15 protein-coding genes are annotated in these 23,628 nt (G+C 67.4%); 2 read left to right on the top strand and 13 right to left on the bottom strand.

Features of this window, described 5'->3' with window-relative positions; all coding sequences use genetic code 11:
- Positions 1–14: 14 nt before the first annotated feature.
- From ACE04A_RS17650 to ACE04A_RS17610, 9 genes are all read right to left on the bottom strand, one after another.
- Complete coding sequence (locus tag ACE04A_RS17650; protein ID WP_448718899.1) at positions 15–1,517, bottom strand: hypothetical protein; 1,503 nt, start codon at positions 1,515–1,517, stop codon at positions 15–17.
- A gap of 39 nt (positions 1,518–1,556) precedes the next feature.
- On the bottom strand, positions 1,557–2,699 hold the full coding sequence (locus ACE04A_RS17645) for a metallophosphoesterase (RefSeq protein ID WP_448718898.1): 1,143 nt from the start codon (positions 2,697–2,699) through the stop codon (positions 1,557–1,559).
- A gap of 111 nt (positions 2,700–2,810) precedes the next feature.
- On the bottom strand, positions 2,811–4,247 hold the full coding sequence (locus tag ACE04A_RS17640) for an amidase (RefSeq protein WP_448718897.1): 1,437 nt from the start codon (positions 4,245–4,247) through the stop codon (positions 2,811–2,813).
- Between the two features lie 14 nt (positions 4,248–4,261).
- Entirely contained in the window at positions 4,262–5,860 is a 1,599-nt protein-coding gene (locus tag ACE04A_RS17635) for an ABC transporter substrate-binding protein (protein WP_448718896.1), read from the bottom strand.
- A gap of 23 nt (positions 5,861–5,883) precedes the next feature.
- Positions 5,884–6,738 (bottom strand): alpha/beta hydrolase, encoded by an 855-nt coding sequence (locus tag ACE04A_RS17630; protein ID WP_279996315.1) that lies wholly within the window; start codon positions 6,736–6,738, stop codon positions 5,884–5,886.
- A gap of 13 nt (positions 6,739–6,751) precedes the next feature.
- A complete protein-coding gene (locus ACE04A_RS17625) occupies positions 6,752–8,425 on the bottom strand; it encodes a dipeptide ABC transporter ATP-binding protein (protein WP_485820351.1) in 1,674 nt (557 codons plus the stop codon).
- Positions 8,422–9,240: an ABC transporter permease gene (locus ACE04A_RS17620; RefSeq protein ID WP_448718894.1), complete on the bottom strand. Its 819-nt coding sequence runs from the start codon at positions 9,238–9,240 to the stop codon at positions 8,422–8,424. Before ACE04A_RS17620 ends, ACE04A_RS17625 begins: the two co-directional genes overlap by 4 nt.
- Positions 9,237–10,181 carry an ABC transporter permease gene (locus ACE04A_RS17615; protein WP_448718893.1) on the bottom strand — a complete coding sequence of 315 codons (945 nt, stop codon included), beginning with the start codon at positions 10,179–10,181 and terminating at the stop codon, positions 9,237–9,239. The genes ACE04A_RS17620 and ACE04A_RS17615 overlap by 4 nt, the downstream gene beginning before the upstream one ends.
- 5 nt (positions 10,182–10,186) lie before the next feature.
- A complete protein-coding gene (locus ACE04A_RS17610; protein ID WP_447992284.1) occupies positions 10,187–11,350 on the bottom strand; it encodes a C45 family autoproteolytic acyltransferase/hydrolase in 1,164 nt (387 codons plus the stop codon).
- Positions 11,351–11,519: 169 nt separating this feature from the next.
- Here ACE04A_RS17610 and ACE04A_RS17605 point away from each other — a divergent pair, with 169 nt between their 5' ends.
- Together ACE04A_RS17605 and fhuE are read left to right on the top strand one after the other, a co-directional pair.
- A complete protein-coding gene (locus tag ACE04A_RS17605) occupies positions 11,520–12,392 on the top strand; it encodes a GntR family transcriptional regulator (protein ID WP_279996310.1) in 873 nt (290 codons plus the stop codon).
- Positions 12,393–12,576: 184 nt separating this feature from the next.
- The gene (fhuE, locus tag ACE04A_RS17600; RefSeq protein WP_448718892.1) at positions 12,577–14,784 is read left to right on the top strand and encodes a ferric-rhodotorulic acid/ferric-coprogen receptor FhuE; all 2,208 of its coding nucleotides are present in this window, start codon (positions 12,577–12,579) and stop codon (positions 14,782–14,784) included.
- A gap of 12 nt (positions 14,785–14,796) precedes the next feature.
- Here the strand turns inward: fhuE and treY are convergent, their stop codons facing one another.
- The 4 genes from treY to glgX are packed head-to-tail and all read right to left on the bottom strand — an operon-like array spanning position 14,797 to position 23,625.
- On the bottom strand, positions 14,797–17,562 hold the full coding sequence (gene treY / locus ACE04A_RS17595; protein WP_485820350.1) for a malto-oligosyltrehalose synthase: 2,766 nt from the start codon (positions 17,560–17,562) through the stop codon (positions 14,797–14,799).
- Positions 17,559–19,721: a 4-alpha-glucanotransferase gene (malQ, locus tag ACE04A_RS17590; protein ID WP_448718890.1), complete on the bottom strand. Its 2,163-nt coding sequence runs from the start codon at positions 19,719–19,721 to the stop codon at positions 17,559–17,561. The genes treY and malQ overlap by 4 nt, the downstream gene beginning before the upstream one ends.
- Entirely contained in the window at positions 19,718–21,517 is a 1,800-nt protein-coding gene (treZ, locus tag ACE04A_RS17585; protein ID WP_485820349.1) for a malto-oligosyltrehalose trehalohydrolase, read from the bottom strand. The genes malQ and treZ overlap by 4 nt, the downstream gene beginning before the upstream one ends.
- Positions 21,514–23,625 carry a glycogen debranching protein GlgX gene (gene glgX / locus ACE04A_RS17580; protein WP_447989135.1) on the bottom strand — a complete coding sequence of 704 codons (2,112 nt, stop codon included), beginning with the start codon at positions 23,623–23,625 and terminating at the stop codon, positions 21,514–21,516. Before glgX ends, treZ begins: the two co-directional genes overlap by 4 nt.
- Positions 23,626–23,628 lie beyond the last annotated feature (3 nt).

Below are 23,628 nucleotides of genomic sequence, written 5' to 3'. Positions count from 1 at the left end.
CAGCGCTCGGGCGGCTATCCAGACAGCACGACAAGCAGTGCCAGGAATAAAAGAATGCCGAACGCGGCCAGGGCAAACGGCAGTAGTAGAACATACACGCCGCGTTCTTGCCCTTGTCCGTGGGCCAAACCCGCCGCAATCGACATCCTGACGGGAGAAAAAATGCCCATTGCCGTGCCCGAAACGTGTAACAGCGCAGCCGCTGCCGGCACGTTCAAGCCCGCGTTAAGCGCCAATGATAGCTGCGACGGCATGAACAAACTATTCGGCGCGTTGCCGCTGTTGGCCAGAATACCAAAGGCGCCCGCCAGCAAGGGTGTGATCAGCAAGGTCCATTCCCGCAGCGTGGCGAACAGGCCATCGGCATAGGCTTGCGAGATGCCTGCGCCGGCCAGCACTTCGGCCATCATCGCGAACAGGAAGACGGACATGACGGCGTGGCGGCCCGTGTGCCAGGCGACGCGCGCCTGGGTCGTCAATGCGCGTGGCTCGCGGCGCCAGGCGGCCAGCGCCAGCGCGCCCGCGATCAGCCAACTGCCGGCGTGCAAAAAGGGCTTCCACGCGGGCAGGTCGGTGAAGGGCTGGATATCGGCCCAGGCGCCTAGCGCTTGATTCAACGCGGGGACGAGCCGTGTGACGGCCAGGCAGGCAATCACCAGCATGTAGGGCAACGCGCGTCGGGCGGCGGCCAGCGCCTGGGCGCGGTTCGGGCGGCGGTCCAGCACGAAGCGCAGCACGATCAAGGGGCCAAAGGAGGCCAGCAGCGCGGTTTCGGGGCCCAGCACGGCGGTAGCGGCGCTCAGCAGGGCCAGGCTTACCGCGATCCAGGCGGCTTCGCGCCCGTGTTCGGCGGCGTCGGCGCGCAGCCCGGCGTGGCGCGCGGTGCGCCAGAACAGCAGCATCCACACCGCCATCAGCAAGGCCACCGCCACCATGCTGTATAGCGCCAGCTGCGTGGCCGGCACACGTGCATAGGCGGATGCCAGCAAGGTGCCGCTGCCCATCGCGCCCCACGGAATCAGGGTCTGGCTCAACAAGGCAAACACCATGATGTCGCGCGGCTTCAGGCCCAGCGGGCAGATCAGCACCACGGTGCCCAGCATGCCCACGCCAAACCCCGTGGCGGATTCGGCGAAGGGGCCGATCAGAAAACAGGCAAGGAACAGGCGCCGCCGCCGGGCCAGCGGGTCATTCAATTCGGGATGTGCGGCGGCTTGCACGGGCGCCTGGCCCTGCGAGGCCATCTGCCAGAACAGCAGGCCGCCCAGAATGTAAGGCGTGATGATCCAGCCGATCCATGCCCCACGGCCAAGCGTCACCGCCAACTGCGCCCAGCCGAAGGGCGCCTCGCCGAGGGGCGCCCCGCCAAAGGGCGCACCGCCAACGGGCGCGGCGAACAGCGCAATGGGGATGGCAGCGCACAGCCCCAGCACGGCGGCTACCGTCGTGTTGACCCGCCCACTGGCGATGGCGCCAATCACGGTCAGGGCGGGCAGGGACCACAGCAGGTAGATCATCGGCGGGGCGCTAACGTTGATGCCGTTTGTTGAAGCCGCTTATTGCGGCGTGGCCTTGGCAGGCGAACGCAGCACGATCTGCGTGATTTCCGACGGGCGACCCAGACGGATCGGAAATCCCGGCCACAGCCCGGCGCCATTGCTGACGTAGAGGTGCATGCCGTCGACGTCGTATCCGCCCGATACATAGCCTTCATTGGCCAGTTGCGTAAGCAGATGCGGCCCCAGGATCTGCCCGCCATGCGTATGGCCGGACAGTTGCAGCCCGGCCCCGGCCCGGGCGTTTTGCGCCGCGCCGATGGGGCGATGGCTCAATAGAATGACCGGGTCCGTCGCCGGCACGCCGTCCAGAGCGCGGGTCACATCGGGCACATCCTCGCCGTAGGCGGCCGCCATTTTGTCCGTCACGCCGGCCAGCACCAGACGCTGGCCGTTGGGCGTCAAGGTCACATGCTCGTTCAGCAGCAGGCGCAGGCCCAGGTGTTCGAACGCGGGCAGCCAGCGTCGGTACTCCGCGTAGTACTCATGGTTGCCGGGAATCGCGTAGACGCCATGGCGGGCGCGCAGCGCTTGCAGCGGCAGCACATCGGCCGCGCGGGCGTCAGTGGTGCCGTCGACCAGGTCGCCCGTGATCACGATCAGGTCGGGCTTCAAGCCGTTCGTCTTGTCGACCACGGCCTGCATCCAGGGCGCCTCCAGCAACCGGCTGGCGTGCAGGTCGGTCAACTGCACCAGGCGAAAGCCATCGAGCTCGGGCGGCAGCTTGGGCAAGGCGACTTCAATGGTCTTCACGTCCGGCACGCGCACGGCCTGCCACACGCCGATGGCCGACAGCGCCATGGCCAGCACGGCGGCGGTAGCGCCCCAGCGGCGCGCCGCCAGCAAGCGCCGGCCGCGCGCGCGTGACACGGCGTAGACCGCCACGCCGGCCACGTCGCGCACCAGCAGCAGCATGGCCAGCAAGAGCAGCCCGCCGAAGAGCCAGCCCAGCACCATGATCAGTGTGGCGGGGATCTCCGGGGAAGCCATCGAGCCGAAGAAGTGGCGCGTCACCAGATGGTGTTCGGCAATGGCAATCAGCGATGCGGACAGCAACAGCTTGGCGGGCTTGGATAAAGACAGGGGCAGGACGAAACGCCAGATGACGTAGAGACTGATCAGTCCCGTGAAGACATGGAACACGCGGTGATTCCTACTGGTAGGGCAATGGATGGGCGGGAAACAGAGCCGGAAAATAACGGCCGAGACCAGCGACATTATGCCGGGGTGTCTAGAGCATGAGCTACCGGAGGGTCAGGCGTGTACGGGGGGCAGGCGGTGGGCCCAGGGGCGGACGCGTTCAAGCTGGCCGGCGAGCTCGAACAGCGTGGTTTCGTCACCATAGGGCGCCATGAACTGGATGCCGATGGGCAGCCCCGTCGCGCTGGATGCAAGCGGCACGCTCATGGCCGGGATGCCCGCGGCGTTGGCGGGCCGGGTGAAGACGGTGCCGCGCATGAATTCGTCGGCGAAGGCGCGCCAGTCCGGGCCGCGCACGTCCAAGGCGGTCGTGGACCAGGGCAGCGTGGGCAGCACCGGGCTTAGCAGGATGTCGACATCACTGAATACGGCGCCCAGGCTGCGGGCCACACTGTTGACCGTGTTGCGGGCGGCCAGCAGCGCGGGCGCCGACAACGCGCGGCCAAATGTCGCCAGCCCCAGGTTGACGGGTTCGAAACCGTCCGCGTCAGCGGGCCGGCCGGTATTGGCGGCAATGGCGTCCACTTCCAGTGCCGTGTAGGCGGCGATGATGCGCAGATACGCCTCGGCGAAGGCGGCTTCGTCGATATTGAACGTGCGGGCGTCAACGCGATGCCCCAATTGTCGGCACAGGCTCGCCGCGTCCTCGAGCGCCGCGGCTACCTCGTCATCCAGCCGCAGGCCCAGGCCGGGTTGCGCGATGATGCCGATGCGTAGCGGCCGGGGGTCGCGCGTGACGGCCCTTGCATACGGGCCGGACTTGGCCGGCGCGGCGTAAAGGGCGCCGGCCTCGGGGGCATCGGTCAGGTCCAGCAACAAGGCGGAATCGCGCACCGAGCGCGTCAAGGCGTGATGGCTGACCAGCCCACCCCAGTTTTCGCTGGACACGGGGCCGCAGGGCGTGCGCCCGCGTGATGCGCGCAGGCCGAACAGCCCGCCGCAGGACGCCGGGATGCGGATCGACCCCGCGCCGTCATTGCCATAGGCCAACGGCACCATGCGCGACGCCACGGCCGCCGCCGCGCCGCCTGAGGACCCACCGATGGCGCGGGTGGCGTCCCAGGGGTTCAGCGTGGGGCCGTGCAAAGTGGGCGAGGTGGCGATGTTGCCCGAGAACTCTGGCAAGTTGGTTTTGCCCACGATGACCATGCCCGCCGCCTTGTAGCGCCGCACCATCTCGTGGTCGTGGGCAGGCACGAACCCGCGCGCGGCGCGGCAGCCGAACGACATGGGTACGCCCGCATAGGTGGGGCAATCGTCCTTCAGCAGCACGGGCACGCCGCGCAAGGGGGCATCCGCCGGCAACCGGTGCAGTTGTTCCTCGGCGGCTTCGCGCATGGTCAGGATGACGGCGTTCAATTGCGGGTTGACGCGGTCAATCGCGGCGAAGGCGTGCGCCACCGCCTCGGCCGGGCTGAGGGCGCCCGCGCGGATGGCGGCGGCCAGCGCGGTGGCGTCGGACTGGGTGTAATCGCTCTGGGAGTAGGGCATGGACAAGGGCGTCATCAGGGTTGGGTCTTCGTCACGCCCCAGAAGCGGTGCGTGCCGGCCGGCCAGCCTTGATAGCCCTGCACGGCGGGCCGCAGGGCGGTCACCACCGGCAGGTTGAACAGGCCGATGATGGGGATGTCGCGCGCCATCAGCGCGTGCATCTGGTTGAACAGGTCGCGGCGTTTGGCCAGGTCGGGTTCCATGGCCACTTGCTTGAGCAGCGCGGCGGCCTCGGGGCTGTCCCACTGGCGGGTCGGCTCGACCTTCTTGTCGCCAATCAGCGATTCATACATCAGCAGCGGATCCAGCCGCGCCGAATAGCCGAAGATGGCCAGCTCGTACTGCCCGCGCCCGTACAAGTCCAGTTGCGACGCCCAGTCGCGCACCTTCAGTTCCACATTGATGCCGGAAGCAGCCAGCATGGCTTGCACAATGGTCGCGACCTGCACGCGCTCCTGGCGGTTGGCGACCAGCAGCGTGATGGGCTGCCCCTTGTAGCCGGCTTGCGCCAGCAGCTTGCGCGTGGCGGCGGGGTCGTAGGCGGGCCAGGCTTTGCTGCGCGCATCGTAATAAGGGCTTTGCGGCGCCAATACCGATGGGTTGGCCGTGTACAGGCCTTCGCCCGAGGCTTCCGCCAGATCCGGCAGGCTGAGCGCGTGGGCGATGGCCTGGCGCATGCGCACGTCTTGCAACGCCGGCGCGGTGGACTGCACCTGCATGACGAGCCAGCCCGGCGTCTGCTGCACCTGGACGGGGATGCCCTGGCCGCGCAGGGTCGCGATGGTGGTGGGCTCAATGCCATCGACCACGTCCAGGTCGCCGGACAACAACCCGTTGCTGCGCGTGCTGGCGTCGGGCACCGTCATGAAGCGCAACACGGGAATGCCGGCCGTCTTGTTGCCCGCATAACCGTCACGTGCGCCGGGCAGGGCGTCATAGCCTTCAAAGCGTTTCAGGTCCAATTGGCGGCCCGGCATCATGCCGCTGAACGCGTAGGGGCCGGTGCCGATGGGGGCCGCAAAGCTGCCGTCCGCCTTGACTGAATCGGGATGCAGGATCCACGGCGTGCATTGCAGGGTGGCCATCGTCATGGGAAAGTTCGGCGCGGGCGCCGAGAACGTGAAGCGCACCGTCAGCGGGTCCAGCGCCTGCACGTCCTGCATGGCCGGCCCGATCTTGCCGTTGTAGCGGTTGGCGCACTGGAAGTTGGTCTTGGGGTCCAGGTAGCGCTTGAAGTTCCAGACGACGTTGTCGGCGGTCAGCACGGCGCCGTTTTGAAAATGCACGTTCGGGCGCAGCTTGAATTCATAGACCCGGCCGTCGTCCTTGACCTGCCAGCTTTCGGCCAGCACGGGCTTGATCTTCAAGTCTTCCCCGTAGGCCACCAGGCCTTCCACCACGTGGGCCAGCACCATGTCGGCGTTGGCATCGCGGTTGACGCCGGGGTTGATGCTGGCGATGTCGGCGTGCAGCGCCACGCGCAGCGTCTGCGTGTCGCCCGCGGCGTGCGTGGGCGCGGCCAGCAAGCTGGCTCCGATCAGGCCGGCGCCCATCAAGCCAACGCCTGCCCAGCCACCGCGCGGCAGCGCGCGCAAGACCGTGTTTGGTTTCATGTTTTCCCCTTGCTTTTAATGGCTTAGCGCCGTGACTTTAGAAAGTCCTCGAAGAAGGCTTGGACGGGTTCGATGACTTTGAACGGTTCATGCGCCACGCCCGGCACCGTATCGCGGCGCACCTTGATGCCATGCGCTTCGAAACTTTTGGCTAGCGCGTCGATGCGCTGGATGCGGTTGTCGCCCTGCAATTCGGCGCCCGGCATCCATAGCTTGCTGTCGCGCGGAATGGTGATTTCCCAGGTGGCGGTGTCGTCCGTACCCACCAAGGTCTGCACGGCCACCTGCCGCATCGCGTCCAGGTCGAGCTTGACGCCGAAGCGTGCCGGCACGTCGCGCACGCCGACCCACCAGTCGTAGTCCTGATTCAGCAGAGTGACGACGCCGGGCGCGCCGATGGATACCGCTTGCAGCCGGTCGGGATGCAGCATGAAGAAGCGCTGGCAGAACTGGCCACCGCCCGAATAGCCGTACAGCAGGAACCGCTTGCCGTTGATGCGGTACTTGGCGATGACTTCGTCCACCATGGCCAGCAGCACGTGGTCGTAGCGGATGTCGTGGAACTGGATGCGCTTGTAGTTAGCAAGATCGCCGGGTTCGATGATGCCCACGGGAAACAACGGCGCCAGCACGATGCAGTCATTGCGCTGGGCGAAGTCGGCGAAGCGGTCGCGGTACTCGGCGGCGGTGCGGCCGGTGCCGTGCACGATGACGGCCAGGTCGTAGGCTTTTGACGCGGTTTCGTCATAGTCCCTCGGCACATACAGGCAGTAGCTGAAGCGCTGGTCGAACTGGCTGGCGAAGAACGGCGTGGGGCCGAAGTCGTAGAAGCTGAGCTTGATGCCGTGGCCCTGGCGGGCGGCGGGGGGTGTGGTCATGGCAGCGGGTGTCCTAGGTAAGGGATTCGGTAAGCGCGCCGGCCGGCAGCGGATCCGCGCGGGTGTCGTGCCGCCATTTCAGGCGCACCCCGCCCGTGGCGGTGGCTTCCAGCAGGGGAATCGCGCTGAGCAACTGGCGCGTGTAGGGCTCGCGGGGCGTGTCGAAAATGGCGTCGCGCACGCCTTCTTCGACGATGCGGCCCGACCGCATCACGATGACGCGGTCGGCAATCTGTTCGACCACGCCCAGGTCGTGGCTGATGAACAGGCAAGAAAACCCGTAACGCTGTTGCAGGTCGGCCAACAGGTCCAGCACCTGGGCGCGTACGGTCACGTCCAGCGCGGACACGGCTTCGTCGGCGATCAGTAGCGCCGGCCGCCGCACGAGCGCGCGCGCAATGGCTACGCGCTGGCGTTGCCCGCCGGACAATTCGTGCGGATAGCGCAGGCCGAAGTCGCCGCCCAGGCCTACGTCCTGCAAGGTGGCAGCCACGCGCTCGTGCTTTTGCGCGGGGCTAAGCGCGGGCGCCAGGCGCAGGGCTTCGGCCACCAGCGCGAACACGGTCATACGCGGGTCCAGCGACGAGTACGGGTCCTGGAACACCATCTGGCAGTGGTAGCGGTAGTCGTTGTAGACCGGGCCGCGCGCGGCCAGGGGCTGGCCCTTGTAGCGCAGCGTGCCGCCCGTTGGCGCAACCAGCCCGGTCAAGACCGAACCCAGGGTGGTCTTGCCGGAACCCGACTCGCCCACCACGGCCACGACCTCGCCGGGGTGGATGTCCAGGTCCACGCCATGCAGCACGCGGTGCCCGGCCCGCTTGCCGAACCAGCCCGCGCGCGCGCCGTAGTCCACGGTCAGGCCGCGCGCCGCCAACAGCGGCGCCTGCGTGGCCAGCGGGCGAGGGGGCCGGCGCTGCGGCAGGGTCGCCAGCAGTTGGCGGGTGTAGTCGTGCGCCGGTGCGGCCAGCAACTGCGCGGTGTCGCCGGTTTCCACGATATCGCCGCGCCGCATCACCACCATGCGCTGTGCATAGCGCGCCACCATCGGCAGGTCGTGGCTGATCAGCAGCACGGCGGTGCCGTTTTCCTGCGTCAGCTCCACCAGCATTTCCATCACCTCGCGCTGGATGACAGCGTCCAGCGCGGTGGTGGGCTCGTCCGCAATCAGCAGCGCCGGGCGCAACAGCATGGCCGACGCAATCATGATGCGTTGGCGCATGCCTCCCGAAAACTCATGCGGATAGGCGTCCAGCACGCGCGCGACGTCTGACAGGCCCACGCGCCGCAGCATGGCTTCGATGCGGTCGCGATGCGTGGCGCGTTCGGCGGGCGCGTGTTGTTCCAGGCCTTCGACCAACTGCTGGCCCACCGTCAAAGATGGCGTCAGTGACGTCATGGGTTCCTGGAACACCATCGCCACCTTGGGGCCTCGCAGCGCGCGCAACTGCGCGGGGCGCAAGCCGTAGATGGACGTGCCGTCCAGGTGGATGTCGCCACCCGCGCGCTCGATGGCGGGCGGGGTCAGCCGCATGATGGCGCGGCCCAGCAGGGTCTTGCCCGAGCCGGATTCACCCACCACGCCCACGATTTCACCGCGCGCGACCGCAAGACTGGCTTGCGACACCAAGGGGCGCCCCGCGCCGGCGGTCAGCGTCAACTGGTCGATATTGAGCAAGGGTGTGGTCATGCGCGCCTCCGCATGCGAGGGTCAAGCCGGTCGCGCAAGGCGTCGCCCAACAGGTTGATTCCTAGCAGCGACAGCGATATCGCCAGCCCCGGAAATATGGCCAGCCAGGCCGCCTGGCCGATATAGCTGCGGCTGCCGGCCAGCATGTTGCCCCAGGTGGGCGCGGGCGGCGCCACGCCCAGGCCCAGGAAACTGAGCGAGCTTTCGGCCAGGATGATCCAGCCGCACATGGAAGTAGCCATCACGATGACGGGCGCCAGGCAGTTGGGCAGCAGGTGGCGCATCAGCGTGTACAGGTCGGAATTGCCCATCACCCGCGACGCCCGTACGAATTCGCGTTCGCGCAGGCTCAGCACCGTGCCGCGCACCACCCGCACCACAGACGACATATAGGCCAGGGCCAGCGCCAGGATGATGCCGGTTTCACTGGCGCCGAACACGGCCAGCAGGCCAAGCGCCAGCAACAGGCCGGGAAAGGCCAGCAGCGCGTCGTTCAGCGCCATCAGCACGCGGTCGGGCCAGCCCCGCAGAAAGCCGCTGACGGCGCCGATCAGCACGCCCGCGCCGGTGGCCAGCAGCACCGTCATCAGGCTGACGCGCAGGCTGGCGGTGGTGCCGCGCATCAGCCGGCTGAAGACGTCGCGGCCGAGTTCGTCGGTGCCCATCAGGTGCGTCAGGCTGGGCGCGGCCAGGCGCGCCTTGAAGTTGAGCTTTAACGGGTCGTAAGGAGTCCAGAACAAGGCGACCACGGCGGTGATCACCACGACGGCAACCAGCGTGCCGCCAAGAATGGCGGTAAGAGAGCGGCGGTTCATGTCGCGGTCACCCTGGGATCGAAAATGGGATAGAGCAGGTCCACCACCAGGTTCACCAACACGTAGACGGTGGCGATGAACAGCAGGCAGCCCTGGATGACGGGGTAGTCGCGGGCGAAGATCGCGTCGACCAGCAAACGCCCCAGGCCGGGGATGGTGAATACGGTTTCAATGACGGCGACGCCCGCCAGCAGGTTGCCCAGGATCAGGCCCAGCAAGGTCCAGGTCGGCCCGAATGAATTCTTGAAGGCGTGCCGCCACATCACCTTGCTTTCCGGCAGGCCCTTGGCGCGCGCGTGGGTGATGTAGTCCAGGTGCAGCACTTCCAGCGTGGATGCGCGCGTCATGCGCAGGATCACGCCAATTTCATGCAGCAGCAGCGTGGCCACGGGCAGTACCAGGTACAGCAGCGCGCGGCCGGGGTCTTCACTGAAGGCCACGAAGCCCACCAAGGGGAACCAGCCCAGCTTCAACGCAAAGAACAACAGCAGCAGCAAGCCCATCCAGAAGGCGGGCAGCGACAGCAGCAGCGTGGCGCCAGCCACTAGCGCCAGATCGGTCACGCCGCCTTGGCGCCAGGCGGCGAACATGCCGGCGGGCACGGCCACCAACGTGGCCAGCAGCACGGCGGGTAGCACGATCTGCGCGCTGACCGCGAAGCGCTCCAGAATCAGCGGCATCACCGGCTGCTGGTTGGCGATGGAATGGCCCAGGTCGCCTTGCAACACGTGGCCGGCCCAAATAGCGAATTGAGTGGGCCAACTGGCGTTCAGCCCCAGTTGCTCGCGCAGCACGGCCAGGCTGGCGGCGTCGGCCGAATCGCCCAGCATCAGCGCGGCGGGGTCGCCGGGAATCAGCCGCACCAGGATGAAGACGGCAAGCGCCACGATCAGCAAGGTGGGTAGCGCCATGCCCACGCGCGAGGCGACGAATCTAAGCATGGCGTTCAGCCCGTGGCCCGTTCGGATTCCCGCACGTCAACGGCATCTTGCGGTTCGTCGCCATCCAGCCGATACGTGCTGAAGCGCCGGTTGGCGGCGGGCAGGGGCGCAATTTCCATCAGGCCCAGGGCCGGTTCCATGACCACCATCGCCACGGTGGCGGTCAGATTGCCGCCGTCACCGTGGCGCGCCGGCCGGCAAACGGAGTAGGGCGCCAGGAAGTCGTCAAACAGCGCAGCCTTGACGCCGGCGCGGTCCAGCAGCCGGCCTTGGCCTTGCAGCAGCCGGCGCACGCGCCAGTCTCGGTAAAAGCTCTCGGGTACGTGCGGGATACCGGTGTCGCGCAGCTTGCTCAGGGCGACGGGGCTGACCCAGTGGTTGGCGTGCACGATCAGGCCGTCCTCCGGGTACAGCGGGTAGGCCTCGTCGGGCGCGCATTCAAAATCAATGCCGAAGCCCGCCGCCGACGCAATCATGATGTTGTTGGAGCAGGACTTGGGCGTGGTCGCCACCACCTTGGTCGCCAGCGCGAAGTGTTGCTGTTCCAGCACCTTGCGGCGGATCAGGCCCAGCGGCACGCCCAGCGTCTTGTAGTCGCGCTCGCACTCCAGGTAGTTGGCGGTGATGGACACGCCCGCCGCATTCAGCCCGCTGCGCGCCAGGCCGCCCGCTTCGACAAAGGTCAGGTAGTCGGGCCCGTGTTCCTGCCGCACCCGCAGCACCACGCCGGTGTCCGCGCATTCGGCGCGCCAGTCCCAGTTTTGCGCATGAATCAGGTTGCCCGAGACGCTGCGCTCGGGCAGCACGATGGCGCCGGTGCAGCCGTCGTCGGCTTCGTCGTCGTCATTGGCCAAGCTACTTTGTGCACGCGCCAGGGCCATGACTTCGGTGCGGGCGTTGATCATCACGATGTCTTCGAACGGCACGTCGGCGCCCGTTGCGATGCCATGCATTTCTTCGACATAGCGGTCGTCGAAGTCGCCGATGCGGCGCGCATAGTCGGCGATCAAGTCGGATTTCTGCGCGGCGCTCATGCCGAACTTGTCCAAGGCCCCGCCGTACAGCGCCACACTGCGACGGATGCGGGGTTGTAGCGCCCGGCCGTACTGGCGGCCGCGGGCTTCGGGGCCGCCCGTCAACGTTACGCAGGGAAATGGGGTGATCGACATCTATCCGTCCTTTTGTATTTTGATGCTGTGTAATACACTAATTAGGCCGGATAATCGCTGTCAATCTGTTTTATGACCATGTATATAAAATCTAGGGAAAACGTGAATGCCAAGCTTGCACATTGGCGTTGACGATAGACCCACCCTTTTTGCGCAGGAGCGCGACGCCATGCAGGAGCTCAGTCCCCTACAGATCGAAATCGCCCGCAAGCTGACCGCGCTGATCCAGGGCGGCCGCTGGCAAGTGGGCGAACGCCTGTCGGACGCGCGACTGGCGCAAGAGCTCAAGGTGTCGCGATCACCGATCCGCCAGGCGCTTAACCTGCTGACCCGCCAGGGCCTGGTGGCCTACACGCAAGGCAAGGGCTACCGGCTGGAACGTGAACCCGGCAGTGACGAAAGCCTGGACGCGCTGATGCCGCATTCCGAATCCGAAAGCCTGTATGGCGACCTGATGAGCGCGCGCGCGGCAGGGCGCTTGGGCGCCGACGTGTCCGAAGCACAACTGGTCGAACAATTTCAGGTAACGCGCGGCGCGGTGCGTCGGGCATTGATGCGCTTTGCCACCGAGGGCTTGGCCGAACGCCTGCCGGGGCATGGCTGGCACTTCGTGGAAAGCCTGGATAACGAACAGGCCGTCCATGAAAGCTACGAGTTCCGGCTGATCGTCGAATGCAATGCGTTGATGACTCCCGGCTACGCGCCGCGCCCGGATCAACTGGCCGCATTGCAGCGCGAACAGTCCGATATTCTGCAAATGCCGATCGAACAATTGCAGCGCGACGCCTGGTTCAACGCCAACGCGGCGTTTCATGAAACGCTGGCCGCCTGGTCGAACAACCGCTTTCTGGCCGAAGCGGTGCGGCGCCAGAACTCGTTGCGGCGCATGACGGAATACGCCAACTTCGGGCATCTTTCCCAGATCCATATTCACCAAGCGTGTACCGACCACCTGGGCATCCTGGCGGCGCTGGCCGAAGGCGACCGGGATTACGCCACCGCGCTGCTCAGGCGGCACATCACGCGGTCGGCGGATATGTAGCGGGCAAAGGGGCGGGCGCTTTGGGCGGTCGCTTCGGGCGGTCGATTTCTTCCGCTCTGCCTAGATAAATATGGCATCAGCTTGTGGATTTGCGTCGTATATCCGCAACAACAGATAGTTATGAGAATTAGTCGCATTACACTTCCTCCCCACATCAAAAGCCCCCCAGGGAGAGGAAGCCAGCATGCAAGAAGCCAGGCCGCAGCGCCGCAAACCCCGTATACCTTCTGTCAATCAGCCCGGCTTCCCTCGGCGTCGTACCGCTGTTCTGGTGCTGATGGCCCTGGCGTCCGCCAGTGCTGCCGCGCAGGACAGCGCTGTGGCAACCTTGCCCACCGTCCAGGTCGTGGGCGAGGGCGACCCGACCACGACGGAAGGGACGGGGTCCTACACGCCGCGCGCCACGGCCGCCGGCACGGGCCTGCCGTTGACGCTGCGTGAAACGCCGCAATCCGTCACGGTGGTGACCCGCCAGCGCATGGAAGACGAAAACATGCTGTCCCTGGCCGACGTCATGGCCAGCACGCCGGGCATCTCCGTACAGAACTACGACAGCGAGCGCTATTCATTCAGCTCGCGCGGCTTCTCTATTACGAATTACCTGTACGACGGCGTACCCACCGACTTCGACACGGGCTATGCGGGCGGCGAATCGTCCCTCGACCCCATCATCTATGACCGCGTGGAAGTCGTGCGGGGCGCCACCGGCCTGTTGACCGGCTCGGGCAATCCGTCGGCGTCCATCAATCTGGTGCGCAAACACGCCACCAGCCGCGAATTCAAGGCCGACGTCAGCGTCAGCGCCGGCAATTGGGACACCTATCGCGGCACGCTGGACCTGTCCACGCCGTTGAACAAATCCGGCAGCGTGCGCGGCCGCATCGTGTCGGCCTACCAGGACAACCATTCCTACCTGGACGGCTACCAGAACAAGAAAAAAATCTTCTACGGCGTGGTGGACGCGGACCTGACTTCGCGCACCACCTTCAGCGCGGGCTTCAACTACCAGGACAACGACCCGCAGCGCAGCAGTTGGGGCGGCTTTCCGCTGTGGTACGCGGACGGCGGGCGCACGGACTGGAAGCGGTCGCTGAATACCGGCGCGGACTGGAGTTCATGGGGCAGCACCACCTCGGGCGGCTTCGGCAGCCTGGAACACCGCTTTGACAACGACTGGCGCGTGCAGGCCGTGGCGTCCCATTCCAAGCACGAAATGGACGGCAAGCTGTTGTACATGTACGGCTGGCCCGACCGCGAAACCGGCTTGGGCGTGAATGGATCGCCCGCCTGGTACCTGGGCGACCGCAAGCAGAACAGCCTGGACCTGAAGGCCTCCGGCCCGTTCACGGCCTTCGGCCGCCGCCATGAAGCCGTGGTGGGCGCCAGCTTCACGCGGCAATACGCGGACTTCGACTACCGCGCAGCGCTGGACGTCGCGCCGGTGGGCAACTTCTTCAACTGGGATGGCTCGTATCCCGAACCGCAATGGAGCGACACTGCCGTCACCGCCAGCCGCTACACCACCAAGCAAAGCGGCTGGTACGGGGCGCTGCGCCTGAACCTGGCCGACCCCTTGAAACTGATCGTGGGCGGCCGCTATAGCACCTGGAAGACGGACTCGGTGGGCTTTGGCGGCGGCGACCATACCGCCTTCGACAAGGACGCCTTCATTCCCTACGCCGGCTTGCTGTACGACATCAACGAGACCTACACGGCCTACGTCAGCTACACCGGCATCTTCAACCCGCAAAGCTACCAGGACCGCAACGGCAGTTGGCTGGACCCGCTGGAAGGCAAGTCCTATGAAGCCGGTATCAAGGGCGAATTCCTGGAAGGCCGCTTGAATGCCAGCGCCGCCATTTTTCAAGTCGAACAGGACAACGTCGCTCAGACCGACCCGGGTTACTTGGTGCCGGGTTCGATCAACCAGGCATATCGGGCCGCACAAGGTACGCGCAGCCGTGGTTTTGACCTGGAAATGTCGGGCGAAGTGACGCCGGGCTGGAACGTGGCGGCCGGTTGGTCGCATTGGACGGCCCGCGATGGTGACGGCGCCCCCATCCAGACCGACCAGCCGCGCTCGCTGGTGCGCCTGTTCACCACCTACCAGTTGCCGGGCGATTGGAACCGCCTGACGGTGGGCGGCGGCGTCAACTGGCAAAGCGGTGTCTACACAATTGCCAGCGGCCCCAACGGCGATGAGCGCGTCAGCCAGGGCAGCTACGCCATCACCAATCTGATGGCGCGCTACCGCTTCAACCGCAACCTGTCGGCGCAGTTGAACGTCAACAACGTGTTTGACCGCAAGTACTACAGCCAGGTCGGCTTCTACAGCCAAGGGGCTTGGGGCGCGGGCACCAGCGGGATGTTGACGATGCGCTATCAGTACTAAGCTTGGCGGCGCTCATGCGCTTGCGCAGAGCGCCACCGGGCAGTCACGCAAGAGCGCGGTCAAGGGCATTTCGCCCGCCGCGTTCGCACTGACCTGAGCCCCGGACAGCACATTGCGCAGCGTGCCCGCATCAATATCGGCGGGCAGGACCACGCGCGTGCCTTCCCAGTAGCGGCAAGCCTGCGCGGCTTGGTCTTCCGTGTACGGCGCCAGTGCCCGCGCGCACAGCCGGGGCGCCACCGCCACAACGCTGCGCCCCTCGTGTCGGCGCACATAGGCAATTACGTGCGCCGCGCGCGGGCCGACGACGGCAAGCGGCGTGCAATCCCCCAGGCTGAACAGGTCAGGGTGGCGGGCGCGCAGCGCCAGGGTGCGGCGGATCAGTTGCTGCTTAATGGCGCCGCTGCGCCAGGCGGCGGCGTCGGTATCCATGGGTAGCTCGGCATCCGCTGCCTTCAGCAACGCCGCGCGTTCGGCGTAGTCGACTGGGCGGCGGTTGTCGGGGTCGACCAGGCTGAAGTCCCACAGGTCGGTGCCTTGGTACAGGTCGGGCACGCCGGGTAGCGTGTTGCGCAACAAGGTCTGGGTCAGGCTGTTCACCAGCCCGGCGGGAGCGACGCGCAAGGCCCAGGCGCCGATGTCGCGCAGCAGCGCCTGGCCATCGCCCGGGTCTTGCAAGCCTGTGATGCAGGCACGGGCGGCGTCTTCGTAGGCGGCGTCCGGGTCGGTCCAGCTGGTGTGCAGCTTGGCTTCACGCAGGGCTTTTTCTTGCCACTGCGCGATGCGTTCAAGAAATTCAGACACGGACGCGGTGACCTCGGCACTGCCGTCATCGAAGCTTTCGACCGATAGCGACAGCGGCCACGCGCCCACCAAGCTTTGCAGCAGCAGATAGCGGTCGGCGGGGCTGGGCGCCCCCGGCTTGGCCAGGCGCGGTATCCATGCGCCGACCATGCGCAGCCATTCGTCGGGCGCTTCGCTCAGCACGGCCAGCCGCGCGCGCGTGTCTTCGCCGCGTTTGTGGTCATGCGTGGCGGTGGCCAGCATGGCGTGCGGATGCGTGCGCGCACGCGCTGCGCTCAGCGCATGGAACGCTTGCAGCGGCAGGGCAAAGCGCGTGGGGCTGGAACCGACCTCGTTGCGCGACAGCAGCGGGCCACGTCGGTAGAACAAGGTGTCTTCCAGGGCCTTGGCCGCCAGCGGCGGGGTCAGCTGCTGGAAGCGGCGCAAGGCTAGCGCGCGGGCTTGCGTTACGGCGGTGTCCGCCACGTCCTGTTGCGCCGCACCGCCCAACCATTCGTCAATCTGTTCCAGCAAGCGGGCGTCGGCGGTGGCGTCGCCCAGCGCTTCTCGCGCCTGGTCCAGCGCCACGCGGCACCAGTGCGCATCGGCCGCGCTGCGCCCCCCGTCTTCCGCATAGCTGCGGTACACCGGAAACGCCGCCAGCAAGGCCGTCAGCACGCGGTCGATGGCCGGGCTGGTCCAGTCGCGCGTGCGCAGGTCGAAGCGGGCGATACGCGTCAGCGCGCGCACCAGCGCCTGTCGTTCAGCGGGGAAATGGCGCGCCAGCATGCGGTGGCGCGCGTCGCGCAGTTGGGCCGTGGCGTCGCGGGGGTCACCACTTAACGCTACCCAGCAGCGTTCAAGCTGGGCTTGCGCCTCGGGCGCATGCAGCAGCGCGCCCACCTGGTCCATGAAGTCGTAGCCGGTGGTGCCCTCGGTGGGCCAGCGCGCGTCCAGCGATTCGTCGTCAGCCAGGATTTTTTCAATGATCAGATAGGCGCCGCCAGGCAGGCCGGCCTGTTTGCGCTCGCTATCCGCTTGCCGCAAGGCATGGCGCAGGCGGCGCAGATAGGCGCCAGGGCTGGCCAGGCCGTCGATGTGGTCGATGCGCAAGCCGTCCAGCACGCCTTCGCGATACAAGCGCAACACCAGGCCATGCACGGCATCGAAGACCGCGCCGTCTTCCACGCGCACGCCAACCAGTTCGCTGATTTCAAAGAAGCGGCGCCAGTTGATCTGCTCGGGCGCGGTGCGCCACCATGCCAGCCGGTAGTGCTGGCGTTCCAGCAGCTCATGCAGCCGCGCGCGGCCCGCGTCGGTGCCGGGGTCGCAGGCGGCGCACAAGCGCGCGAGATCTTTGCGTGTTGGATCGCGTGTTGGATCTCGTTTTAGATCGGGTTTTAGCTCGGGTTTTAGCTCGTCTCTGAGTTCGCTGGTTGCCGACCCGCCAGCCAGCGAGCCCGGCGCCAGCGGCAGGCGCTGGCCGCCCGCGTGGATATGGCAGGTGCCCGCGTCCGCATCGTGCTCCAGGCGGATGTCGCCCGCCGCCAGGGCCTGGCCGTATAGGTCGCCCAGCACGGGCAGCAGCACCTTGCCGCGCAATGCGGGGTCGGGCGCGTCCCAGTCGATATCGAAGGTGCCGGCGTGCGCACTGTCCTGTCCGTGTCGCAGCACATCCGCCCACCAGGGGTTCGAGGCATGCGCCGCCATGTGGTTGGGCACGATGTCCGCAATCAGCCCCAGCCCGCGCGCGCGGGCGGCGTCCGCCCGGCGGCGCAAGGCGGTTTCGCCGCCCAGCTCGGCGCTGCCGCGCTGGTGGTCGATCACGTCATAGCCGTGGGTAGACCCTGCGCGGGCCTGGGTGATGGGCGACAGGTACAGGTGGCTGACGCCCAGCGCGGCGTAGTAGGGAAGCTGCGCGCGGGCGTCGTCCAGCGTGAAGCCGGCATGCAGTTGCAGGCGCGCGGTGGCGCGGGGGATAAGCGTCGGGTTCATGGCCGACCCCGCAATGCGCGCACCGGACGCAGCCGCGCCTGGCTGGTGGGCGCGCTCAGGCAGTCCGCCACGGACAGCGGCACGCGCTGGCGCCAGTTCGGGTGATGCGTGGTGGTGCCGGGCAGGTTCGGTTGGTCCAACTGCCCGGTCAGGTCCTCCAGCGTCACCAGCATCAAGGGGCAAGGCGTGGCGGCGACAAAGCCCAGCAGCTCCGCGCTGGGCGTCCGGCGCGGCAGCGGCAAGGTGGACGCGGCCGGCGAGCAGGATTGCACTGCCCGCCACAGGCTGGCGCGTTCATCAAGCCGGCCGGCGCGCAGCGCGGCTTCGTCCTGGTCAGGCGCCAGCAAGCGCAGGCGGGAACGCCACAAGATGTCTTGCGCGTGCCACCAGCCTTCCAGCGTGGGCAGATCGTGGGTCGTAGTCATGGCGACGGCATTGGCGGGCCACTGCGAGGGCGGCAGGAAGTCGGGGGGAGCGGCGGACGGGGCGGGCGGTGTTGCGCTGTCGGCACCCGCTTCCGGCGCGGCACCGGCGTCGCGCATGAACCACAGCACGTCCATGCCCAGCACGCCGTGTGCTTCCAACTGTTCGTCGAACCCTTCCGGCACCGTGCCCAGGTTTTCGCCGACGATCAGCGCGCGGTGCAGCCAAGCTTCCAGCGCGGTCAGGCGCAGCAACTGCTGCAAGGGATAACGCAGATAGCCGCCGTCTTGCGGGCTGGCGCCGTCGGGTATCAGCCACATCCGGGCCATGCCCAGGATGTGGTCGATGCGTAATCCGCCAGCGTGCGCCAGGCAGGCGCGCAGCATCGCCAGAAAGGCCGAGTAGCCGGAGGCCTGCAAGGCGGTGGGTGACAGCGCGGTCAGGCCCCAGCCTTGGCCCAGCGGGTTGTACAGGTCGGGCGGTGCGCCCACGCTGGCGCGTGTCATCAGGTCGGCATGCCGGCTCCAGGCGTGGCTGCCATGCGGGCTGCCGCCCACGGCCAGGTCGGCCACCACGCCCACGCGCATGCCGGCATCGCGGCCCGCGTGCTGCACGCGCTTCAGGCTTTCGGACGCCAGCCATTGGCTGAACATGTGCGCGTCCACATCGTGGGCGTGTTCGGCCGCGTAGCGTTGCGCGGCGGATGAGCGCGGGTCGCGAAATTCAGCGGGCCATTGCGTCCAGGGCACGGGCGCGCCCGCCGCCAGGCTGTGCTCGGCGTGCAGGGCTTCGAACAGGGCGTGCTCGAACAGGTCGGATCCGGCCGTGGCACGGTAGCTGTCATAGGCGCCGCGTTGCTCGGCGCTGGCGTGGGTGGTGAAGCGGTCGTGCAGGCGGCGCAGCAGTTGCTGGCGAAACGCCGCCGCCGCGGGCCAGTTGATCAAGGGTTGCGCGTCCAGCACAGGCAGTCGCGTCTGGGTCATGCCCGCCAGCGCGTCGCGCACGGCGTCCGCGCCCAGGATGCCGGCCGGGTCGGCGTACAGGGTGTTCAGGAACAAGCGGCTGGACGGGGAATAGGGGCTGCACTGCGACGGGTCCGCCGCGAACATGGCGTGCACGGGGCTGATGGCGAGGGCATCGGCGCCAGCCGAGCCGGTGGCGACCGCCAGGTCGTGCAGCGCGCCGAAATCGCCAAAGCCGTGCGTGGCCTGGGTTGGGTCGGGGGCCGGGCGCCGCAGACTGTAGACCTGTACGGCCAGGCCCCAGGCGCGAGCGTCCTGGGCTTGCAGCAGTTCATCCAGCGACGGCGCGCGCGGCGGGCAGACGGCAAGCGTCGTCATCCCGGCCTGCGTGTGCACGGTGTAGTAGCCGGGGCCTGCCGGCGCGCGCAAGGTGGCGGCGCCGTCTTGCCCCGGTGAGGTGCGGCCGGAGAGGGCCGGCCCAGAGGGGGATTCGATGCGATAGGCGCCCGTGCAGCCGGGCGGCAGCGGCACGGCCTCGCCCGGCAGCGCGATCAGCATGGCGGGCAGGTGCGCGCGCGCGGACATCTCGGCCAGGCGGTGGCGGCTGTCGCGAATGTCCGCCTCGGAATCAGCCGGTAAATCCATGGCGGCCAGCAGCGCGCGCAAGGTGTCGGGCGACACGCGGCGCGGGCGCTGGCTTGCATCGGTCCAGTGCTCGGCAATACCGGCCTCGGCGGCCAGCTCGGACAGCCCGGCGGGGGCGGCGCCGCTCATGCTGCGTCCTCCAGCAGCCAGACGGTGCTTTCCGGGCAAACGCTGCGTTGGCTCAAGGCGTCAAACGCTCCCGCGCGCGACTCAAACAGCAGCGACGAGGCCAGGGGCGGCGTGGTGGCTTGCTTGCGGGGCAAGGCCACGTGCATAGGCCCCAGGTTGACGTACGCCGTCAGCAAGGCGCCGTCGCCAAGGCGCCACCGGGCGTGCACGCTGTGGTCGCCCACGGCACGTGCGTACACGTTGCGCGCGCCTTCCAACCGGGGCGCGATCACGCGCAGGCGCAGATCCAGCAGCGCGCCGTACAGGTTGCGCCAGGACTGTGCTTCCGCGCTGTCGGCCCCGATCCAGGGCGCGCTTTGCTCCCAGGTGGTTTCGGCATTAGGGTCGGGCACGGGCTCGCCATTGGCGCCCGCAAATTCCGGGAACGCGGCGAATTCACGCTGGCGGCCCTCGCGCACAGCCTGCGCCAGCGCCGGATCCGTGTGGCTGGTGAAGTACAGGAAAGGCGCGCGGCTGCCGCTTTCCTCGCCCATGAAGATCAGCGGAATCTGCGGCGCCAGCAGTTGCATCGTGACGGCGGCGCGCCGGCGTTCGGCGTTTTCGGCAAGCTCGGTAAGCCGCTCGCCCCAGGCACGGTTGCCGGTCTGGTCATGGTTTTGCAGGAACAGCACGAAGGCCGTGGGCGGCAGGTGGCCGCTGGGTTCGCCGCGGGCCGCGCCTTGCCGGTAAGGCGAAGGCTGGCCTTGATACAGCCATCCTTCGGCCAAGCACCGCGCAAGCGCCTGGGCGGGCTGTTCCGCATAGTCGGCGTAGTAGCCGCGGGATTCCCCGGTCAGCAGGTGATGCAGCACATGGTGCGCGTCGTCGTTCCATTGCGCGTCGTAGCCTTCCGTCAGCAGGCTGGCGCGGTTGTCGTCGTTTTCCAGCACCAGGTGCAGGTGGCGCTGCGCCGGCACCTGGCCACGGACGAAGCGCGCCAGTTCCACCAGCCAGTCGGGGTCGGGAATGGCGTGCACCGCGTCTAGCCGCAAACCGTCAAAGCGGTATTCCGTCAGCCAGTACAGGGCATTTTCTTCAAAGTAGCGGCGCACGGCGGGCTGCCGGAAATCAATGGCGGCCCCCCAGGGCGTGGACACGTCGTCGCGAAAAAAGGGCGCGGCGTATTGGGACAGGTAGTTGCCGTCCGGGCCGAAGTGGTTGTAGACCACGTCCAGCATCACGCACAGGCCCAGCCCGTGCGCGGTGTCGATCAAGCGCTTCAGTTCGTCGGGCGTGCCATAGGCCGTGTCCGGCGCGTAGGGCAGAACGCCGTCGTAGCCCCAGTTGCGCGGGCCGGGAAAGTCCGCGATGGGCATCAGTTCAAGCACGGTGATGCCCAGCTTGGCCAGGTCAGGCAGCCGTTCAGTCAGGCCGGCAAAGCCGCCCGCCAGACCCGGATGCGCTTCGTAGATGACGGCTTCGCGCCAGGGGCGGCCCATCCAGGAAGCATGCCGCCAGGGGTAGGTGTCCGGCCCCACAACGACGCTGGCGCCATGCACGTCGCCATCCTGCAAGCGCGAGGCGGGGTCGGGCACCAGCAGGTCCTGCCCGATGCGATAGCGGTAGCGCGTGCCGGGCGGGCAGTTCACATCCACCTGGGCGTAGCCGTCGGCATTCGGTTGCAGCGCGATGGGAACTCGCCCGTCTATCACCAAGGCAAGGTCGGCCGGGGCCGACGGCGCCCACAGGCGAAAACGCGTGCGGCCGTCAGGCAGCGGCAGCGCGCCATGGGTATAGGGTTCGGGCAACACGGTCATGAGGCACTTCCGGGGATGCAGGTGGCGGTCAGCAGGACGAGGCTATGCGCCTCAACCGTGACCTCGGATTCAGAAACGGGGGCCGCGGGCACTTGCGTGGCGGAGTCCAGTTCACGCATCCAGGCTTGGCCGGGTTCGGGCAAGGTGAAGGTGGCCGGCTCGGCGCTGGGGTTCATCAGCAGCAAGGAAATATCGGCGCTGCCGTCTTCGCGCAGCGCCGCGCGCCGCAGGGCCATGGTGCGCAATGTTGGGTCGTCCCAGGCGGCCTGATCAATGGGCCCGCCGTGGGTGTCCAGCCAGCTGATGGCGCTGACGCCCGGGCAGATCTCCTGCGCCGCGTCGCCAAAGCGCGCCGCGCGCAAGCTGGGGTGATCGCGCCGCAGCGCCACCACCCGCGCCACGAAGTGGCTGAGCGCGCGGCCCGTGTCGCTCTGCGCCTGCACCCAGTCCAGCCATGACAGCGGGCCGTCCTGGCAATAGGCGTTGTTGTTGCCGTCCTGGCTGTTGCCGAACTCGTCGCCCGCCAGCATCATCGGCGTGCCGTCCGACAGGAACAAGGTGGCCAGCAAGGCGCGCTGGACGCGGCCGCGCCGCTCCAGAATGGCGGCGTCTTCCGTGGGCCCTTCCACGCCCCAGTTGTGGCTGTAGTTCTCCGAATGGCCGTCGTTGCCATCTTCGCCGTTGGCCTCGTTGTGGCTGCCGTCGTAGCTGACCACGTCCTGGATGGTGAAGCCGTCGTGCGAGGACACGAAGTTGATGCTGGCCCAGGGGCGGCGGTGGCGGCGGTCGAAGATGTCGCGCGACCCGCACAGGCGCGCGGCCATGTCGCCGCGCATGCCTTCGTCGCCGCGCCAGTAGCGGCGCACGGTGTCGCGGTAGCGGTCGTTCCATTCACCCAGGCCGGGCTGGTGGTTGCCTAGCTGGTAGCCGTCGGGGCCGATGTCCCAGGGTTCGGAAATGAGCTTCACGCCGGCCAGCACGGGGTCTTGCAGCAAGGCGTCGAAAAAGCCCGAGCCGGGGTCAAAGCCCGTGCCTTCGCGGCCCAGCGTGACGCCCAGGTCGAAGCGGAAGCCGTCCACGCCATACGACTGCGTCCAGTAACGCAGGGAATCCATCACCATTTGCAGCACGCGGGGGTGCGACACGTTGACGGTGTTGCCGCAGCCGGTGTCGTTGATGTAGTAGCGTTCTTCGCCCGGCATCAGCCGGTAGTAGCTGGCGTTGTCCAGCCCGCGCCAGGACAGCGTGGGCCCCAGCTCGCTGCCTTCGCAGGTGTGGTTGTAGACCACGTCCAGAATCACTTCCAGGCCGGCCGCGTGCAAGCGCCGCACGGCCTGGCGCAGGTCGTTGGGGCCGCGTTGCAGATAAGTCGGTTCCGGCGAGAAGAACGACAACGTGTTGTAGCCCCAGTAGTTGCGCAAGCCCCGTTCCAGCAGGAAGCGGTCTTGCAGGAAAGCGTGCACGGGCAACAGTTCCACGGCCGTGACGCCCAGCCGTTGCAGGTGTTCGATAAAGCGCGGGTCCGCCAACGCGGCGCAGGTGCCACGCAGGGGCGGGCGCAAGTCTTCGCGCTGCATCGAGACGCCGCGCAGATGCACTTCGTAGATGGTGGTGTCAGTCCACGGCGTGTTGGGGGACTTGCTGTTGCCCCAGTTGAACGGCACGTCTTCGGTCACCACGCCCTTGGCCATGGCCGGCGCGCTGTCGCGTCGGTCCATCGACAGGTCGGCGCGCGCGTGATTCAGCCGGTAGCCAAAGAGCGCATCGCTCCAGCTGACCGGCCCGGTCATCTGGCGGGCGTAGGGGTCCAGCAGCAGCTTGTGCGGATTGAAGCGGTGGCCGTTGCGCGGGTCATACGGACCATGGGCGCGATAGCCGTAGATCAGACCGGGCTGCGCGTCCGGCAGATAGCCGTGCCAGATCTCGTCGGTGCATTCGGGCAGGTCGAAGCGCCGCAGTTCCTTGCGGCCGCGCGCGTCGAAGATGCACAGCTCGATGCGGGTGGCGTTGGCCGAGAACACGGCGAAATTCACGCCCAGGCCATCGCTGGTGGCGCCAAGCGGATACGGCTGACCGGTGGTGAGACGGGTGAACTGAGTGGGGTCCATGGA

It is taken from the genome of Achromobacter colocynthidis, assembly GCF_057334535.1.
Note: the sequence above shows the minus strand (reverse complement) of the source record. Positions and strands in the feature narration are given on the sequence as shown.

Coding starts and splice junctions, on each gene's coding strand:
- ACE04A_RS17650 (WP_448718899.1), bottom strand. CDS start 1,517: ATGATCTACCTGCTGTGGTCCCTGCCCGCCCTGACCGTGATTGGCGCC.
- ACE04A_RS17640 (WP_448718897.1), bottom strand. CDS start 4,247: ATGCCCTACTCCCAGAGCGATTACACCCAGTCCGACGCCACCGCGCTG.
- ACE04A_RS17635 (WP_448718896.1), bottom strand. CDS start 5,860: ATGAAACCAAACACGGTCTTGCGCGCGCTGCCGCGCGGTGGCTGGGCA.
- ACE04A_RS17630 (WP_279996315.1), bottom strand. CDS start 6,738: ATGACCACACCCCCCGCCGCCCGCCAGGGCCACGGCATCAAGCTCAGC.
- ACE04A_RS17625 (WP_485820351.1), bottom strand. CDS start 8,425: ATGACCACACCCTTGCTCAATATCGACCAGTTGACGCTGACCGCCGGC.
- ACE04A_RS17620 (WP_448718894.1), bottom strand. CDS start 9,240: ATGAACCGCCGCTCTCTTACCGCCATTCTTGGCGGCACGCTGGTTGCC.
- ACE04A_RS17615 (WP_448718893.1), bottom strand. CDS start 10,181: ATGCTTAGATTCGTCGCCTCGCGCGTGGGCATGGCGCTACCCACCTTG.
- ACE04A_RS17610 (WP_447992284.1), bottom strand. CDS start 11,350: ATGTCGATCACCCCATTTCCCTGCGTAACGTTGACGGGCGGCCCCGAA.
- ACE04A_RS17605 (WP_279996310.1), top strand. CDS start 11,520: ATGCAGGAGCTCAGTCCCCTACAGATCGAAATCGCCCGCAAGCTGACC.
- fhuE (WP_448718892.1), top strand. CDS start 12,577: ATGCAAGAAGCCAGGCCGCAGCGCCGCAAACCCCGTATACCTTCTGTC.
- treY (WP_485820350.1), bottom strand. CDS start 17,562: ATGAACCCGACGCTTATCCCCCGCGCCACCGCGCGCCTGCAACTGCAT.
- malQ (WP_448718890.1), bottom strand. CDS start 19,721: ATGAGCGGCGCCGCCCCCGCCGGGCTGTCCGAGCTGGCCGCCGAGGCC.
- treZ (WP_485820349.1), bottom strand. CDS start 21,517: ATGACCGTGTTGCCCGAACCCTATACCCATGGCGCGCTGCCGCTGCCT.
- glgX (WP_447989135.1), bottom strand. CDS start 23,625: ATGGACCCCACTCAGTTCACCCGTCTCACCACCGGTCAGCCGTATCCG.